General features: G+C 46.1%; 16 protein-coding genes. 1 reads left to right on the top strand and 15 read right to left on the bottom strand.

Annotated features, from left to right (window positions below):
* Window positions 1-203: 203 nt before the first annotated feature.
* The gene (locus tag WFI24_RS07410) at window positions 204-1,028 is read left to right on the top strand and encodes a protein-glutamine gamma-glutamyltransferase (RefSeq protein ID WP_336759745.1); all 825 of its coding nucleotides are present in this window, start codon (window positions 204-206) and stop codon (window positions 1,026-1,028) included.
* 130 nt (window positions 1,029-1,158) lie between these two features.
* On the opposite strand, the gene infC is transcribed toward WFI24_RS07410, so the two are convergent.
* The 15 genes from infC to WFI24_RS07335 all read right to left on the bottom strand — a co-directional run bounded on the left by infC (window position 1,159) and on the right by WFI24_RS07335 (window position 17,724).
* Window positions 1,159-1,650, bottom strand: coding sequence for a translation initiation factor IF-3 (gene infC, locus WFI24_RS07405; RefSeq protein ID WP_017688902.1), 492 nt, complete (start codon window positions 1,648-1,650; stop codon window positions 1,159-1,161).
* Between the two features lie 120 nt (window positions 1,651-1,770).
* Window positions 1,771-2,703: a manganese-dependent inorganic pyrophosphatase gene (locus WFI24_RS07400; protein ID WP_036670609.1), complete on the bottom strand. Its 933-nt coding sequence runs from the start codon at window positions 2,701-2,703 to the stop codon at window positions 1,771-1,773.
* A gap of 169 nt (window positions 2,704-2,872) precedes the next feature.
* Window positions 2,873-3,196 carry a (2Fe-2S) ferredoxin domain-containing protein gene (locus tag WFI24_RS07395; protein ID WP_145318263.1) on the bottom strand — a complete coding sequence of 108 codons (324 nt, stop codon included), beginning with the start codon at window positions 3,194-3,196 and terminating at the stop codon, window positions 2,873-2,875.
* 101 nt (window positions 3,197-3,297) lie between these two features.
* Complete coding sequence (locus tag WFI24_RS07390) at window positions 3,298-4,044, bottom strand: metallophosphoesterase family protein (protein WP_336759744.1); 747 nt, start codon at window positions 4,042-4,044, stop codon at window positions 3,298-3,300.
* Window positions 4,045-4,143: 99 nt separating this feature from the next.
* Entirely contained in the window at window positions 4,144-5,151 is a 1,008-nt protein-coding gene (locus WFI24_RS07385; RefSeq protein ID WP_336759743.1) for an LLM class flavin-dependent oxidoreductase, read from the bottom strand.
* Between the two features lie 220 nt (window positions 5,152-5,371).
* On the bottom strand, window positions 5,372-7,309 hold the full coding sequence (locus WFI24_RS07380; protein ID WP_336759742.1) for an LTA synthase family protein: 1,938 nt from the start codon (window positions 7,307-7,309) through the stop codon (window positions 5,372-5,374).
* A gap of 115 nt (window positions 7,310-7,424) precedes the next feature.
* Window positions 7,425-9,698, bottom strand: coding sequence for a putative PEP-binding protein (locus tag WFI24_RS07375; RefSeq protein ID WP_336759741.1), 2,274 nt, complete (start codon window positions 9,696-9,698; stop codon window positions 7,425-7,427).
* 169 nt (window positions 9,699-9,867) lie between these two features.
* Window positions 9,868-10,200, bottom strand: a complete 333-nt coding sequence (locus WFI24_RS07370; RefSeq protein WP_336759740.1) for a hypothetical protein — start codon at window positions 10,198-10,200, stop codon at window positions 9,868-9,870.
* Window positions 10,201-10,289: 89 nt separating this feature from the next.
* Window positions 10,290-10,622 carry a hypothetical protein gene (locus WFI24_RS07365; protein ID WP_336759739.1) on the bottom strand — a complete coding sequence of 111 codons (333 nt, stop codon included), beginning with the start codon at window positions 10,620-10,622 and terminating at the stop codon, window positions 10,290-10,292.
* Between the two features lie 36 nt (window positions 10,623-10,658).
* A complete protein-coding gene (locus tag WFI24_RS07360; protein WP_336759738.1) occupies window positions 10,659-10,976 on the bottom strand; it encodes a hypothetical protein in 318 nt (105 codons plus the stop codon).
* A 607-nt stretch (window positions 10,977-11,583) separates the two neighbouring features.
* Entirely contained in the window at window positions 11,584-13,050 is a 1,467-nt protein-coding gene (locus WFI24_RS07355; protein WP_336759737.1) for an AraC family transcriptional regulator, read from the bottom strand.
* Between the two features lie 300 nt (window positions 13,051-13,350).
* A complete protein-coding gene (locus WFI24_RS07350) occupies window positions 13,351-14,349 on the bottom strand; it encodes an ABC transporter substrate-binding protein (protein WP_336759736.1) in 999 nt (332 codons plus the stop codon).
* Between the two features lie 178 nt (window positions 14,350-14,527).
* Window positions 14,528-14,902, bottom strand: coding sequence for a hypothetical protein (locus WFI24_RS07345; RefSeq protein ID WP_145318287.1), 375 nt, complete (start codon window positions 14,900-14,902; stop codon window positions 14,528-14,530).
* A gap of 54 nt (window positions 14,903-14,956) precedes the next feature.
* Window positions 14,957-15,535, bottom strand: a complete 579-nt coding sequence (locus tag WFI24_RS07340; protein WP_336759735.1) for a histidine phosphatase family protein — start codon at window positions 15,533-15,535, stop codon at window positions 14,957-14,959.
* On the bottom strand, window positions 15,532-17,724 hold the full coding sequence (locus WFI24_RS07335; protein ID WP_336759734.1) for a class I SAM-dependent methyltransferase: 2,193 nt from the start codon (window positions 17,722-17,724) through the stop codon (window positions 15,532-15,534). The genes WFI24_RS07340 and WFI24_RS07335 overlap by 4 nt, the downstream gene beginning before the upstream one ends.
* Window positions 17,725-17,744: the final 20 nt, after the last annotated feature.

Below are 17,744 nucleotides of genomic sequence, written 5' to 3'. Positions count from 1 at the left end.
TAAGATTACTACCCCAAATGCCATGATTTTTAAACGAAATCGGTTAAAATCCGCGCATGAATTCACATTTCTTAATTATTGCTACTGACGACTTTCATTGCAGACATACCAATTCGAACACATGACGTCATATACTACACAATACCCGTGCACTCCCGATTATACAATGTTGAAAATATGAACATGAACGGAGGTTATGGATCATGATCATTGTCGCCAATCACCCCCTCGAATTGAACCACTTGGAATGGTCTGCTTTTGAATGGCATTGGTTACAACAACTCCAGAATCGTCCAACAAGGTACGTTTACCAGTCCATGGATCATCTTCATTTTGAATGGGATCTGAGGAGCTCTCTCGTCGATGCAGCGGAAGGATTGGATCGTAGCGGGGTCAGTTTTGCATCCTTTGAAAAATCCAGATGTAATCCTGCCTACTGGAATCGTAATGCGGAGGGTGGATTCGAACTAAAGTCGAACGTGACCCCTGCCGATGGCATCCGGGATATCTGGCGGAATGGACATTTGTATGCCTTTGAATGTGCAACCGCGACAGTCATTGTGTTATATGGCGGGGTACTGGGCAGCATTCGCGAAGATGCCTTTAATGCCTTGTTCCGTAATCTGTTACTGTTTGACTGGCATTATGACAGTGATCTGCGATTGACCGAAAAAAACGGTTGGGAAACCGCCCTTCCAGGAGATGTGCTTTATTTCAAAAACCCGGATGTCTCTCCGGAAACCCCCGAATGGCAGGGGGAAAATACGATTATGCTGCGTGAAAACTGGTATTACGGACATGGCATCGGCATTGCACGCGGCGAAGATATCATTCGTACCCTGAATCAGTTTCGTTTTCCTGGCAGCCAAGTCTCCGCTTATTTAATGGATATGGTTATCTATCCTGATTTCTACTATTTATCCCGATTCGCCAAGAACAGCCAAGCCAACATTCCCGCCGGATCTACGCCTGTATTACCCGGACAGTTATATGTCCGTCTTGGAGGCAGTCGTTATTTACGAAGCTAAACGACGGGAACGGTCACCGCTCACACATTGAATCACTTGGTATATCAATCCCGATAATGACATAAAAGCCCAATGGAGCAGCAGTTTCCCTGCCACCTCATTGGGCTTTCCCTACATTGCTTCCGGCAGTTTAGGCAATCGGGTCCAGTTGCACAACAACCTGTTTACCACTTACCTGAACCCCTGTCGTTTTGCTGCCGAATTCAGCAAGTGATTTGCTCAGTTGCTCTGCCCACTCCTTGCCAGCAACTCCCTCTTTGGCTCCATGCACCTGAATAACGAGTTTTACCGAATCACCCTTCTTCAGAATGCGCTCTGCCTGAGACTGCTTCGTATCCCGGTCATGATCTTCCATCGCAAGGTTCAACCGAATTTCCTTTACTTTACGTTTATCGGGAGATTTACTCGCTTTTTTCTTCGCCTGTTGCGCTTCCGCTTTGGCTGCTCCAGCTCCAATCAGCTTGCATGGTGGCGGACTGGTCATCAAGGACAAGCACACCAGATCTACTTTATGCTGCTTCGCAAGTAGAAGTGCTTCCTGCGTAGACATGACACCCAAATCTTCGCCGTTCAGACCCGTAAGCTGCACTTCGGCTGCTTTGATCTTTTCATTTTTGATCATGATTCTTCCTCCTCTACATCAAAAGCCTGTCCTGACCATTTACGGATCAGAGCAGGCTAGGATGGTGTTGCTACTTATTTGTAATACATATCAGCGTACGAGTACGCCAATCGGCTTGATTTACAGCGTGTTGAATGCTTCAGTCAGAACCGGTACAATTTGTGATTTGCGTGATACTACGCCTTTCAAGATTGCTCTGCTGTCGGACAGCGTCACATTGTAGGCTTTCTCCACCGCTTTAGTGGATGTACCATATGCCAGGGCAACGGAATCGTTGTTCAAAATGTCTGTTACGACGAATACGAACAGGTCGAGACCTTTACTCGAAATAATGGCTTCAATAGCTGCTTCAAGCTCAGGTTGCTTCACGAGAACATCATTCACGTCAACAGCATTAACCTGTGCAATTTCCACTTTGGACTGACCCATCACGAATTCTTTGGCATCCAGAGAGATCAGCTCAGCAATCGTTTTTTGGCTCAGATCCGCGCCGGCTTTCAACATATCCAGACCATAGCTGTCTGCATCTACACCAGCAATAGCAGCCAGTTCACGCGCAGCAGCTACATCCTGCTCTGTGCAAGTCGGGGATTTGAACAACAGGGAATCGGAGATAATGGCAGACAGCATCAGACCAGCAATCGGTGCACTCACTTCGATACCATTTTCTTTGTACATTTTATTCAAAATGGTTGCTGTACAACCTACAGGTTCTGCACGGAAATACAGAGGTCCGCTTGTCTCAAAGTTAGCAATACGGTGATGGTCGATAACTTCAACGACAGTCACTTCCTCAATATCGCTTACACTTTGCTGACGCTCGTTGTGGTCAACCAGGATAACCTTGTTTACTTCATTGGCAGCTGTTTTAATCAGACGCGGTGCTGCGATTTTGAATTGATCCAGTGCGAACTGGGTTTCACCATTGACTTCGCCGAGACGCACAGCTTCAACGTCCTGACCCAATTTTGTTTTCAGATCTGCATAGGCGATTGCCGAACAGATCGTGTCCGTGTCGGGATTTTTGTGACCGAAGATTAACGCTTTTTCCATATTCATAGCCCTCCGTCAATTCTGATTTAGAATAATACATGTCCTATTTTTAATCATACCCTACTGATTATAGCGCTTATAGGGCTTAATTCCAATCCCTTTACAGCGAATTAATTGCAAATCATTCTCAGGACAGTTATTTTGAAAAAATAATATACGCCCTGTAATTCTAATTCACAGAGGTTTTGGCCACATTAGCAATGAGGTGCTTCTCCAATTTCTCCCCTTCACACAAGGCCTGTACGAGCGCTCTGCCTGAGTCCGGTGTCATTTGGCCATACCAGTCACCCTGTGGATAGACAATGGTTACACATGCATCATCACACCGACCATTACATTTGGTACGCGTCGTATGGATGAATCCCCCAGCCTGCTGCTTAAGAATCTCGTCCCGCACCGCCTGAGTTACTTCTTCTCCCCCATTACGCATGCATGTTCCACCGTTGCAGAGTAAAATGTGATGTTGCAGTTGATCCAGATTGTAGATAGCCAAACTTGGTTCATTCCCCTCAAGTCGATATGATATGTATCCTAATTATTCCATGTTACAACCTTATAAATTAGCATATGAAACCCTCATACGCAACGAAAATATTAAATCTCAGGCTCTTCTGGGTTCTGCTCTCGCTGCACAAAAAAGGTCTGTAAACTGCCATCCTCACTAATCTCCAGCAGGTTCAGCTGCGCTCCGTAGGCACAACCACCGTCAATGCCAATTTTGTCTCCGCTCGGGTCAAACCAAATGCCTCTCTGATCATGCAAATGCTTCACGGGTGTGTGTCCAAATACAACCGTCTCTGTAACCCTGGTAGGTCTGGAATAGAATGATTCACGAATCCAAATAAAGTCCCGCTCGGACTGGCTTCTCCAATCCTCAATATCGGGGTTAATCCCGGCATGAACAAAAATATAACCCGGAATTTCGTATACCAGCGGAAGCTGTTCCAGAAAACGAAGATGGTGTTCATAGTGTGTACGTATCCACTGTTTGGCTTCAGTGTAAGCATTCCAGTCCATCTGCTGCTCATCAAAAGTAAGATCCAGATAACTTGCTATCGTCTGTAACCCGCCATTACGAATCCAGTGTTGGTCATAATCCTCAACATCATGAATCAATGCCTTGACCATCATGGCATCGTGATTTCCTTTGATCACAATAATTTGATGCTCTTGCTGAAGCTGCATAATCTGTTCAAGGACCTGTTTGCTGCTCGGACCGCGATCCACATAATCCCCCAGCAAAATCAATTCATCCTGCATCGGATTATAGTCTACACGCTTAAGCAGCGCATTAAATTCATCGTAACAGCCATGAATGTCACTAATCACACATCTGCGCATGTGAATCTCTCCTCTCCCTGATCACGCAAGAGTATAACCGGAACCTTGCAAGAGCAAGATTCCGGTCTATTCAGAGTAGTTATTCCCGCTTGCTCACCATTAGTCCTGCTTGAGTCCGAAGGCTTCTGCAATCAGACCGAATGAGCGCAGACGTGCTTCAAACGAATGAACCGCTGACGCAATAATCACTTCGTCCGCTTCATGACGTTCAGCCATTGCAGTAATTTTGTCTTTCACTTGATCCGGTGTACCCACAATGGAAAAAGAACGGCGCTGACGAATCTGTTCCATCTCCATCGCTGTGAATGGATAGTTGTTCACCGTCTCCAGGGATGGGAATGAGCTCTGTTCAAGACCTCGTCCCAGGCGCAGGAAGAAAAGTTCATTACTGCGTGCTAGTTCAGCTGCTTCCTCCTCTGTCTCCGCGCAGAATGCTGAGACAGCAATCATCGAATGTGGTTTTTCATTCAGGATAGATGGCTTGAAATGTCTGCGGTAATGCTTCATCGCTTCTTCGCCTCCAGGAGTTCCGAAGAATTGGGCAAACGCATACGAGGTTCCTTGCGCTGCAGCAATTCTCGCACCTTCAGAGCTGGAACCCAGCAGCCATACTTCCGGGACAGTGGGAACCGATGGTCCCGCTACAAGGGATGCGAATCGATGATCCTCTGGCAATTCTTCGTGGAAGTATCCGCCCAGATCCGAAATCTGTTGGGGGAAGAAGTGTACATTCGAAGATTTCCCCTCATTCAGCGCTCTGCTGGCAATCGGCATGCCGCCTGGCGCTCTGCCAATCCCAAGGTCAATCCGTCCCGGATGAAGAGCTTCCAGCAGACGGAAATTCTCTGCAACCTTGTAGGCACTATAATGAGGCAACATCACACCGCCGGAACCTACCCGAATTCGATCCGTATGTGCGGCCACATGTGCAATCATAACCTCAGGACTGGAAAATGATAGCGCACCGCTACCGTGATGCTCGGACATCCAGAACCGGGAATACCCTAATTGATCCGCATGTTGAGCGAGTTTCACCGTTTCCTGTAACGTATCCTGTACACTCCGGCCTTCATTGATATGTCCATGTTCAAGTACACTCAATTTCATATATATTCAATCCTCTCGTCTGTTTGGTTCATGAGTACTGTGAATTACGCTCTTTTGTTCACTTCATTACTTCCCCATTGTAACATTAATTATTACAGTTTCAAACTTTAGTTATCTTCTTTATTACCACACTTGTCTAATAAACATGCAAAAAACGCCACCAGTTCTTAGACCAGTGACGTTTTTACTATATCTTATTGGAAAAATCTTAACTTATGGCTTATGGTGCACGCTTCGGTAACAACTTCACATACTCGTCAGACAGTTTCATCAGGCTGAGCACATGTTTATAATCGGAACGATAAGGTTCCAAATCCGTTACGGGTTCATATGTTTTCAGCGAGTACGCTGTTCCATCATCAAAGTCAGCACCCGGAATAAACATGATGTCATCGTTGATGAATGAACCTGTTGGCAAGTAATAACGAATACCGAATGCGTTGTGATCCATATTGAGCAGATCATGCCCGAAAGCAGTGAACTTCTCATCCTGGAGCGAAACTCCCATCAGATTCATGATCGTTGGCAGCATATCCAGCTGTCCACCAGGCTGCTCGATCAATTGCCCTTTGGTCTGTTTCGGAGTATGAATCATTAACGGGATGTTGAAACGACTTACCTTGCCGTCATAAGGGACGCCCAGATTGGCCTGAATCTGCTGTGTGATCTCTTCGTCAGCAGGCAGACCGAAGTGGTCTCCGTAGAGCACCAACGTTGTGTTATCCCACAAACCGTTCGCCTTCAACTCATTAATGAGCTGACCGACCGCGTAGTCCGTATAATTGATGGCTTGCAGATAATCGTGAAGCAGTTTGTTCGTGATCGTCGCGGGAATCGTAATTCGTGCCCGATCAGCAGGAACGGTAAACGGCGAGTGACTTGAAGCCGTAATGAACTGAGCATAGAACGGCTGATTCGCAGCCTGATGCGCAGTTATTTTTTGCACACCTACACGATATAACTCTTCATCCGATGGTCCAAAGTCATTGAATCTGTCGTTCTCGAAGCTGGGCTTGTCGAAGTAACGAGTGAATCCGAGTGCCGGATACATTTTGTTCCGGTTCCAGAAAGTAACGTCATTCCCATGGAACGTCTCTGACTCATATCCCTTTTCCGCCAGTACCTTGGGTAGACTTGGAAGATCACGATCGCTATACCCGGCTGACATGGGAACAACACCAGTTGGATAGATAGATGTGTTCGACATGAACTCAGCGTCTGATGTGTTTCCCTGTCCGATCTGTTGGAAAAAATGAGAGAAATAATAGCTTTCTTCGGCCAGATCATTCAGTACCGGCGTTAACTCCTGACCGTCCAATGAAGCATTAATCGGGAAATTCTGAAAGGACTCCAGTTGCAGTACAATCAGATTACTACCTTTGGCCTGACCAAAGTATTTGGCTTTCACGGCTGTACCATCACTTGGTTTATCCTGATACGGATACTGGCTAACCAGCTCATTGATCTTGGCGATCGTTTCGGTAATGTTGCCATTCGCAATAGCCTCATTTTCTTTACTCGTTAGAATGGCAGACGATACCTGATAGTTCAGGAAACCGAGATTCTCGGCTCGCACCAACTCGTTATCAATCGTTTCACCTTTGACAATAAAACTGCCAGACAGCACGATGCAGAATGCAGCGGTAAGCGCAACGCCAAGCTTGCCCCAGTAACGTCTGCGAATTCTGCCAAACGTCAAACCGCTATCGCGATAACTGCTGTAGTTACGCCCGCCCGCACGTCTGCGCATAATCAACCATACTGGCAATGCCAGTACGATGTCTGCAAAAAACAGAAAGTGCGTTGGTCGTACAAGAGGCCCTATACTTCCCCGCACTTGAGCAACTTGCCCCAGTTCACTAAGCACAGTATAGGTGGGTACCGAACTGAAATGAACGTTATACAGCGTAGCCGCGAACAGCACCAGAGAAAACAGAACATTGAATCCTCCGTATACTGCTCGCTTCCAGCCTTTGGGCACGATCAGATCCAGCAGGCATACCACAGTTAGTGCGCCTAATGCGTCAGTTAACAGACCGATGCCGGACAGACCCTGGAAAAAGAAATACCGCAGCAGTGACAGCTTCAACAGCATAAGAATGAATAACACGGCGAATAAGGTCCGTGATGGAGTTCGTTCATTTTTGGAATTATACATGGTCGCCTTCAACCCTTACCCTGAAATTTTACGTTCATTTTACAAAACGCATATTTCAGTATAACAGTTTTCTGGTTGCTATTCCATGGAAGTTCCGTGTAAGACAGGGTGAGCGTTACGCAATTGTAGATATATCCGTGTTCTGCGTGTCCGCTCCCTCTCTCTGTCCCTTAATGGCTGCTTGTGCAGCAGCAATTCGTGCATAAGGGATCTGTTCAGGCAAACAGCTTACGTAATCCAGACCAATGCGGTGGCAGAACGTAATCGACTCCAGATCCACAATATTTTCTCCACAGATCCCTGTCTTCAGATGAGGTTTTCGAATTCGACCTTGGACTACAGCCATCTCCACCAATTGTCCGACTCCCTCGATGTCCAGCACATGGAATGGATTATTCGTTACCGTACGAGAGTCCGTATCACGTTGAAGGAATCGCTTCTCGGCTTCTTGGCGACTATATCCAAATGTCATCTCTGTCAGCTCATCCGCGCCAAACGTGAAAAAGTCTGCCTGGCGAGCAATGTGAGTCGCCGTCAGCGCTGCTCTCGGAGCTTCGATCATCGCTCCCACTCTATAGAGACAATGCCGCTTCTCCTCACCAAGTACTTGGTCAGCCACATGATCCACCAGATCTCTCATCACCTGAAGTTCATGCACATGACCGATCTGCGGGATCATAATCTCCGGACGTACCCACCAACCTTGATGAATACCTTTCACCGCTGCGCGGAATAACGCTTCCAGCTGCATATCAACGATTTCCGGGAACACTGTACTCAGACGGCAAGTCTGTTGCCCCAGTGTAGGATTGTGTTCGTGCAACTCAGTGACTCTACGAATTACACGCTCCAGTTCCTCCAGTTCATTCTGATGGTCTACTTCCTGCCGCTCCTCTGCTTGTAGCCACTCGCGCCGTTTCTCCAATACTCCCAGATCCGGGAGCAGTTCATGCAACGGCAAATCGAGCAAACGTATCGTTACCGGGTATCCATCCATCGCTTCGAATATCTGTTCAAAATCAGACTGCTGCATCGGCAACAGACGCTCCAAACCACGCCTGCGTTCGGATTCACTATCAGCCAGAATCATTTTTTGTACAAAAGGTAACCGCGCCGGTGACAACAACATGTGTTCTGTACGGCACAAACCGATACCTTCCGAACCAAGGGCCCTAGCTGTAATTGCGTCTTGTGGGTGATCTACATTAGACAGTATCATCAATTCCTTTATTTCATCCGCCCATTCGAGCAGAAGCTCTAACTCTGGTGTACAACTTGAGAACCCTTTCAACATCTCCGTCACATGCCACGGCTCGATACGTAATAGCGCATCCGCTTTGGTGATTACCCCCTCATGCACGAAATCAATCGTACTCCGCAAGGCGGCCTTAGCACTCAAGCACGCTGGACTGACATGCAGAAGGTACAGCTCCCCTGAATCGATAATGAATTGGATTTTTTGAACTTCCCCCATACAATTCTCCAGATAGCTACAAGCATCCAACAGAAGACCATATAATTCAGGTTCTTCTCTCTGCAACTGACCCAGTTCTTCATCCTGAGATTGGGAAACAACAGATGCAATATACTCGCCCGTCATGCCTCTTTCCCCCGTAGCTGGATGATGGGAATATAACGTGCCAATACCGCTGCGTTCACCTTGCTCACCATTGACCATCACCTGAATAAGAACAGCATTTCCTTGATGATCCCCTGAGAATGGAGTGGATTGGAGAAGAAGTTCTTGTTGGGAGTTGAGCCGAGGTGCACGTTGTATATTAGAAACCGCACGCATCGCCTCTTTTAATTGTAATTGAACATCTTGAGGGAATGGATGAAGCCCTATATCTTCTATTAATTGCTTATATTCTGCGATGGCGAATTCCAGCTTCGATTCATTGAGTATCGAGAGGTCTCCCAATTTCTCTTCAAATAGGGAATACGGGATGCCGTGTACTAGCTGACCATAATCCTGCAATAAAATTCGATAACAATTAAGCGCATACTGTCGATCATTTGTTTGTCTGGCGAGCCCCTCAACCGTCACATCATTTAGTCCCACACGAAGCAAAGCATGGGATTCCATATCATGCGAACTCGCTTCACTTGACCTCACGGCAAGCAGCAGCGGTGCTAAAGAATCGCCGAAAAATTTGCCCGTTTGCTCCTCCAAGTGCCGAACTGCGCTGCCAATCTCTTGAACTCCTTCTGTGGAAAGATGTCCAAGACGGGTACAGAACGCGCGACAGCCTTCCCTTGTTACAATGAACCCGGCCGGAACGGGCCAACCTACCTGAAGCAACACTGCAAGTCCAGCCCCTTTATTACCAATCAGCCCTTTCATCTCTGCCGTACCTTCTTCTTCCAACAGAACTACCCGTTTCGTCATTACAGCGCTCCCATCTGCCATTACATGGCTATGCTTAAAAGGCAACCCAACCTTTCGAATTGTCCTTTAGTTAATGGTATGTTGCAATGAGACAGTCAAGGACATTTGCTTGAGCAATTTGTGTTCGGAATGTAAAACGTATTGCGGAGTGTAATCAATGTTAACTAAATTAATACACATGTAGCCCGTTCATCAACGAACGGGCTTTGGTGGTAAATTCATATGTGAACATATTTTCTATCTTAACGTATATTTTGAATACCGCCGCGCGCGCGGGTACAGAAGCTATGGCGTGCTGGGCATTCAATGCCCGTACCAACATGAAGTCAGCCGGATCACCGATGCTTGGGGTTAACTTGCCATTACTCACCCACGCATAGGTGCCTAGCAACCTATTATCACTGACCCAATTTTCGCGTTCAGCCATTCGGGAAGCTCGCTGCAACATGTCCCCATTGCCGAATGGTGACCAGGCGTCACGGATGTTATCGGAACCAAGCATAAAGTTAACACCTGTATTGAGAACCCGGCTTCCCCGCGGCATCGGACGATCAATAGGTACACTAGATACGAGTGTTACTCCGGCATGTCTTAACATATCAAGGGTTGGCTGTACGTCAGATTCAGTTTGCTTCCCCAAGCAATAGGCATGACTAACTGCTGTTCGATGTTGAAGTCCGGACTCATTGTCAATTCAGCAAATCGCCGTAAGGTAGCTAAACCGGGTTCACCTCCATCATGAAGATGAAGGTCGATCCCCTTGTCTGCGGCAGTAGCGATGTCGAACATCATCTGCAAACTGCGCTCCATATCCCCATCCAGACCTGCCGGGTCAACACCACCAACCAGATCGGCACCAAGTGCCAGCGCCTCCGTCACGATCAGTTCAGATGATGAACGAATGAGCCCTTGCATCAATTTCACGTAATAACTGCGCTCCTAATTTGTTTAATGGATTAGCTATTCCCATTCACCTTTTTTGATATAAGTTGCATCATAAGCAACAATTACATTCGTTTTATCAGTTACCTTTTGTAAATCAGCGACTACAACTTCTTCTTCACTATAATCTATTAAACTAGTATCCGATTTCTCAAAAACTCCATATTCCTTTACATAAATTACATCTGGATGGTTAGAATCATATCTTAGGCTTTCAGGAAGATCTTCACTTGAAATTTCATGTGATTCGGCAACTGTAGTCGTCGATATTGATGTAACTGGAATTATTCCAATAGCAGCTACTACTAAAAGTAATATCCCGATTTTTTTCTGCATAAGTTATTCCTTTCCTTCAATTCAATTTTTCCTATATCATACATTAAAATGGATTATTATAATATTTTTCATTTTCCTAAAGTTGAATCCAGCATGTATGTTATTTCAACTCCCATCCATCAAGCCATGAACCTCAGTATATCCTCAATCTTTTTCCCATGGGATATAAAATGTGCGTCCTTAGTTTTCTGAAAGTTCCGCTCATTGATTCCTTCATTTTTTTAATTTTGAAAACGTAAAAGACCGCCATATAAATGACGGTCAGGCTTCCGGATAATTATTGAAATAGATATTTGAAAAATAAAACTGTACCCAGAACACCTATTATCAAAAATATAATTGCTGAGTTCCGATATTTATTCCACATCCGAATGGCATTAGCAATATTTAGAATGCCTAGTGCAAGCATGCTAATACGAGAATCTACTTGAAACAAGTTGAATACCAACATAAAGGCAACTACTATCGAGGTACACCAGAACCATATTGGAATTTTATCCTTTATCATTAATCTGCTCCTTTAGGTTGTATCCTATGTTATAAGATATTCCTCAATCTAATTGAAACCCCTTTATTTGGTCTATCAAACAAGCAGATTATAAATTCTTCAAGCCATGAACCTCAGTACATCCTCAATCTTTTTCCCATGAGAGATCACACCGTAGTTCATCCAACTCATGAAATCTACTTCATACACGTTACCACTCTTCACCGCAGGCAGGCGTTTCCATTCGTCCCTTTCGAGCAGTTCGCGCTCATCTCCAGGTTTGACAGAATTCCCAGTGTCAAATGTAATCAACAAGTGATCCGCTTCAAGCTGACTTAACTGCTCCAATCCAATGAAGATTCTGCGCTCACGACTTGTCCATTGCTGCACACGGGAATGCGGAGTCAATCCAAGATCCTGATAAATTACAGGCCCAACGTAACCCTGCTGATCCCCATAAAGAGTAATATCCGATGCAGATATACGCAAAAAAGCCACCGTCTGACCACGTAAAGAAGTTGCTAACCGTCCTTTGGCTTCTATTGCCTTGTCCTCATACGCACCAATTACATCTTGAACCCGATTCACCTTTCCCAATACATCGGCGGTCGATCTCAAAATGGAGCGCCAATCTTCTCCCAAATGATCTACGTAGAATGTAGGTGCTATCTGCTCAAAACGGTCCAGATTCCATCGATCATGTCCCTTGTTCAGCATGATAAAGTCCGGTATATTGCCCACATTAAATTGAGCATCCTGCTGGCTTACATCGAATTCGGGTACATCATCCAATCCCAGATAATGCTGTCTCCCCCAAGAATGATGGGAGCATTGCAGTACAGGTTTTACGCCAAGAGCCAACACGAAATCCTCCAGATACGGAGCAAATACACGAACCTCTTGACGGTGATGACGGCGGTATAGTCCAGGTGATATACCAGCATATTGCTTGAAACGGCGACCAAAATAATACTCGCTGCTAAATCCCACATTCTGAGCAATTTCATGGATGCGATCATCCGTCAGCTGCAAGAGTTGCTTCGAGCGTTCCAGCCGAACCGCATTTACATATTCAAGTGGGAGCTTGCCCGTAATTTTTTTGAATTGCCGAGTGTAGCTGGCTCTTGTTAGACCAATATCTGCTGCGAGCTCATCAACGGTTATCGTCTGATCATAGTGATCACCAATATAACGAATGGAACTTTGAAGACGGGCACGGTCATCTGCTGCTTCGGTTTCGGGATCACTCTGGCGAAGCAAGACACGGAACCACTCTTGGAAACGAAGCTGTACGTCCCATTGCTCCAGCCAATCGCTGGTGATCTGTTGACGCAACATTTGTTCCAAAGATTCAAGGCAGGAACTCCACGGACTGTAATTCAGTTGAATAAGAGGTCGTACTGTCGAAGAATCTGTACATTTGTGAAGTTCACGTTGCCCCGCAGTGTCTTTGGTATGCAAAGCATTCGAAGTCTCTTCTTTTAATTCAGCCACCATCAGATCAAGCTTATAGTACTGCAATTGACTTTCTGTCCAAGGAGAACCTTCTATTTTAACGGATGTTCCAGCCGGAACAAAAATAATCATTCCTTTTTCCAGATGAGATTCCCGATCTGAGCACACCATTGAGCCCTTGCCAGACGTTACAACAAATATGGAGTGAGAAGACGACATTCTGTATAGCAAACGTTTATTGATATGAGATTTATGATCTATGTACTCCATATGCTGAAGTGCGCATAACCAGGGTTTTGGAATCCGTTGCATTATCGTGTGGCACATGTTCATCGTCCTTAACTGAGAATTATTATCATTAAAAACAGTGTATACGAAAAAAGAAAGCTCTTCAACCCTGATTGAAGAACTTTCTTTCTTATGGCGTTATACTTATGGTGTCATTTTTTCCAAGAGATCATCAATTTTCATGGAATTTGCTGTAATCGCACCTGATTGCCAATGTGATCTCTCCATAATGTAAACTTGATTATTCTTAACCGCCGGAAGAGATTTCCACAATGTGCTGTCAAGTACCTTCAAGGCTTCCTTGTTCTCGGGGGAAGACCATTCACCATTGGAAGGGAACACAATAAGATGATCTGCATCAAGTTGCGGTACGGCCTCTTCAGACAGAATTTCCTGGTATTCTTCCATCTTGCTAACCAGCGAATGAGGTGTTAGACCAAGCTCCGAATAAATAAATCCGGTGAACCGATTTTTCACACCGAACAGTGCCAGTGTATCATCGTTAACATTCAATCGGACAACTGCAACGGTCTCGTCCCCGACCGCTTCCTGCAGCTTCGTCTTCGCATCTGCAATTTTGGCCTCAAATGCCGCAGCAACTTCTTCACCCTTCTCCGGTTTACCTACAACATCGGCAATGGTTTTCAAAATATGATTGGAATCCTGCAGTACGCTCTCAGGCAGACGATACGTCGGTGCCACCTTGGAGTACATCTCATATTTCTCCATATCCGCTCCACCATCTACAATGATAAGGTCCGGATCATATTCCAACAAAGCCTCAATACTCCCTGTAGTATCAAATTGTGGAGCATCCAGTTCTAAATAATCCTGTACACCCCACATCGGGTTATACCACTGCACTACAGGTGTAATATCGAGCGCCTTCAGATAATCTTCCACATATATTCCAGCAATCCGCTGCGGTTGAACCGGAATCGTCACATCTCCAAATTCATCCTGCACAACTCGTGTCGCAGGCTCTGTCTCTGTTCCAGAAGTATTTTCTCCAGAAGCCGCACTCTCAGTTGCAGGAGTCTGTTCCGCATTTGTAGCGGTATTTGAATTACATCCCGATATAACTAGACCCATGAGCAGTAATGTAATCGTCCACCCTTTGAAACCTTTAACTAAACCTACCATGTTCCCCTTCACCCCTATGTGATCTGTTGATGTAACCGTGAGAATGTTTCACATATAATGATTATCATTCTCATCGATTGCTTAGGTGAATTGTACCTTATGCCTCAACCGACCCACAATGTACATTTGATGCTGTTTTTTTATACAAAAGAAAAAAAACCTGTTGGTCCTCCCCCGCTTATCGCAGGGGCAACCTGCCTTGACGATAACTTTCCAACAGCTGATCCACAAAGGAATCATTCGCCGTACCCTGTAACAATGCAGCACCGATTAAACCCATATCATCACTCACATACCCCGCCAACTCAGGTTCTCTTGTAAATGCTAAGGTTTGTTTGAACGCCTGTTCCCTGCATGCTCGCAGCACCTCTTCTTCAGCCACATTGGAAGCTTGAGCCCAACGTTCAAAAGATTGCATCCAGTCGTCGGCAAATGCTGTGGCATCCCTTTCATCCAAATAAACCTCCACATCCAACTCTTCGAATGTCTGTTGGGTCAGAATCCGTCCCTCATTCAGATCAGCCAGCAGCTTCTCCACATCCGTTCTGCTCATTGATCTCCCCTCCAGTTCTCATTCTGGCTAATGCATTTCTCATATAAAACTCGGTCACTCCCACATTCGGGTGATCTGCACCAACTTGTGCGTCCCATCAAACACCAATTTATAGATATCCGGCATTGTAGTACTCTCCCAGAAATCATAACCGTAGGAAGCATCATAGTGTTGAAAAATAAGCGTCATCACGTCTCCATGTGTTCCGATGACTACCTTCTGACCCGCATGTTTACTCAGAATCTTCTCGATCACCGCTACTGCCCTTAAGCGAGCCTGTTCACCAGACTCTCCTCCAGGGTATGCATACGTGGGATCTCGGTACAATCGTTGCTTGGCTTCACGAAAACTCTCATGCTTCACATCCGAACTCGACAACTGGCGTTCCCGCAAATCTTCCTCTGTCACTACAATTCCACCTGACCGATCTGCCAGAATCTGAATCGTATCCACCGCTCGCCTGTAAGGGCTTGAATAGAACCGTTGAATCTGCTCCCCATGGAGCAGATTGGCAACCGTTCCCGCATCTTGATGTCCTTGCTCTGTCAGCCCACGCTCGCGTTCCTGTCCTTCAACATATCGTGACTCCGCATGTCTAACAAAATACAAAAACGTGCTGGCTTCGCTCATCATCTGTCCGCCAACCCTTTCTTCTTCTCAATGACAATCAGGCAGGTGCTGTCTGGCAAAGGCGCAGGCTCGCCATCTTCGTTCATGAAGATCAATCTTTCTCCGAGTGCTTCCGTGTACCCTTCCTGAAGGAAATGTCGGAACGTAATGATCTCGGCTTGCTCGCCCAGCGCTTCTCGAATGCAATGGTCATAGGCCGTCGGTGTAAATATACCGAACTGTTCCTGAATCTCATGCACATATGCCTCTTCGCCCCACGTATAGGTGTAGAGAAATTCCATCGCATCGTTGATCGGCATCATGACCTCGTTGTCTGAGATACGCTCATATTCAATCGCACGCCCCTGAAAATCCTCTGTGTACCGCTCCAGCGAGCGCATCCCATCCGGTTCCAGGAAACGAATCCGGCGTTTCTGTGCTTCCGGTTCACTCATGATGCCATCCCGAATCAAAATTCTTCCTCCAGGTGACAACACATGGAATGAACTTTTCAGCGCTGCCACCACCGTGTCGGAATTAAATCTTCGGCCGTCAAGTTCAATATATGAATACAATTCATGCAAAATGGATGAAAAAATTACTGTATCCACTGTGCCTGGTTGCACATATTGCTCCAGTTGCAGGGCATCCCCTTTCATGACTTGCCAGCGATGTCCCTCACGCTGTTTCTTGCGTTCCAGCGTTTCAATCACATTGGCTGAGATATCGATACCGATCGGCTCCACTTCCGGTTTTTCCTGTTCAATCAGATCGAGCAGAATACCTCCACCCGGACCAATATCAAGTACCCGTTTACCCACGATATAGTCCAGCAGTACTTTTTTGTAATCACCCGAACTGTTCATGTCGGACAAATACGTCTCTTCGTTGTGGAACCGGTCATAGGCATCCCAGCGCAACCCGAACAGATCGAATAAAAGCAGCACAGCCTTCTCATACAATGGAGACTTTTCCGCTTCAATACAGAATGCAATCAACTTCTCTGCAGCCGGGGAAAATTCAAAGGTCACGAACAGGGTATCTGGTAAATCTGTATGGCGCTCAATTCGATGTGTTAGATGGGGGTACACGATCTGCTCTCCTGCAGCTAACTGTTCCCACGAATACTGTTCCAAATACTTTTCAATCATTCGTTTTTTGTAAATATTCAGCTTCTTGACGCCTTTATAGTCGTAATACATCGTATTCATCAATGGTTCGAAGCTGATGTGACGAACGATAGTGGACTGACCTTCCATAAGTGTAGAATTCATACTCTCACTGTAAAGCGTTAACAGGAACACTTTCACCATCTCCTGCAACGAGAAATCCTGCATAGCCGACTCCACATACCACAGCGTACGATGAGCCAGCGGAGCCAGAATTGATTCCACATCCAGTTCCGTTTGAAGTTTGGCATAAGCCGCGTCCACAGCTTCTCCTTGCTGGATGGATGAACTTCTCAAACGGGATAACCGTTCTTTCACGCTCCAGTCTTCATGATCCGGTCCGGTGATAATCCAGCCTACAATTCGCTCCACCTCAGCCTGAACCTGTTGCCATAGCGCTGGATCAACACCTGCAATAATGCACTCATTCAATGCCATCAGTAAGGCGTGTAATTCTTCTGTAGACAGCCATCCTTTACCGATTATGGAGTGAAGCGGTGTATTCTCGGCAAATGGAATTTCCCCGCGTATGTACTGTCCAATTAGTCCATGCGTAGCAATTAGGGTACGAATAACCTCATGTCTCGGTGTGGATGAAATCGGTGTAGTGTGTTCGCTTATAGAACCCGGTTGACTATTTCTCGTCTCCTTGTTCTTATCGATGTTGTTATCCAGTTGGCCTGCCGCCACATAGAGGTCATACAACTGAGCGGACCCCACATTGTGCACAAACAGGTTAACGCCTTGCTTTTGCCATGCCCGCCGCTGCTCCCGTGATCCGGCCTTCGCCGTCTCTGACCACATTAATACTTCCTCCAGAATTTCTCGCACCCAAAAAGAAACCTGAAGCTTATCCAGCACTTGAAGTGTACGCTCCGTGTAATCCAGCACCGGATTCGTACCCTCAAGTTCGGCGATGGAATGAATGCGTTCGAGGTTAATATGGGGTTTCTCCGCTGCTGCCAGCAGTTGCAACCAATGCTGCTGGGCTTCCGGCGTATTGCCTGACTTGTAAGATTGTATGGCCTTTAATGAATGCAGCATGAATTTGTCCCCTCTCTTTC

It is taken from the genome of Paenibacillus sp. USHLN196 (assembly GCF_037144955.1).
GTDB classification, from domain to species: Bacteria; Bacillota; Bacilli; order Paenibacillales; family Paenibacillaceae; genus Paenibacillus; species Paenibacillus xylanexedens_C.
This window is presented reverse-complemented; position numbering and strand designations above follow the sequence as displayed.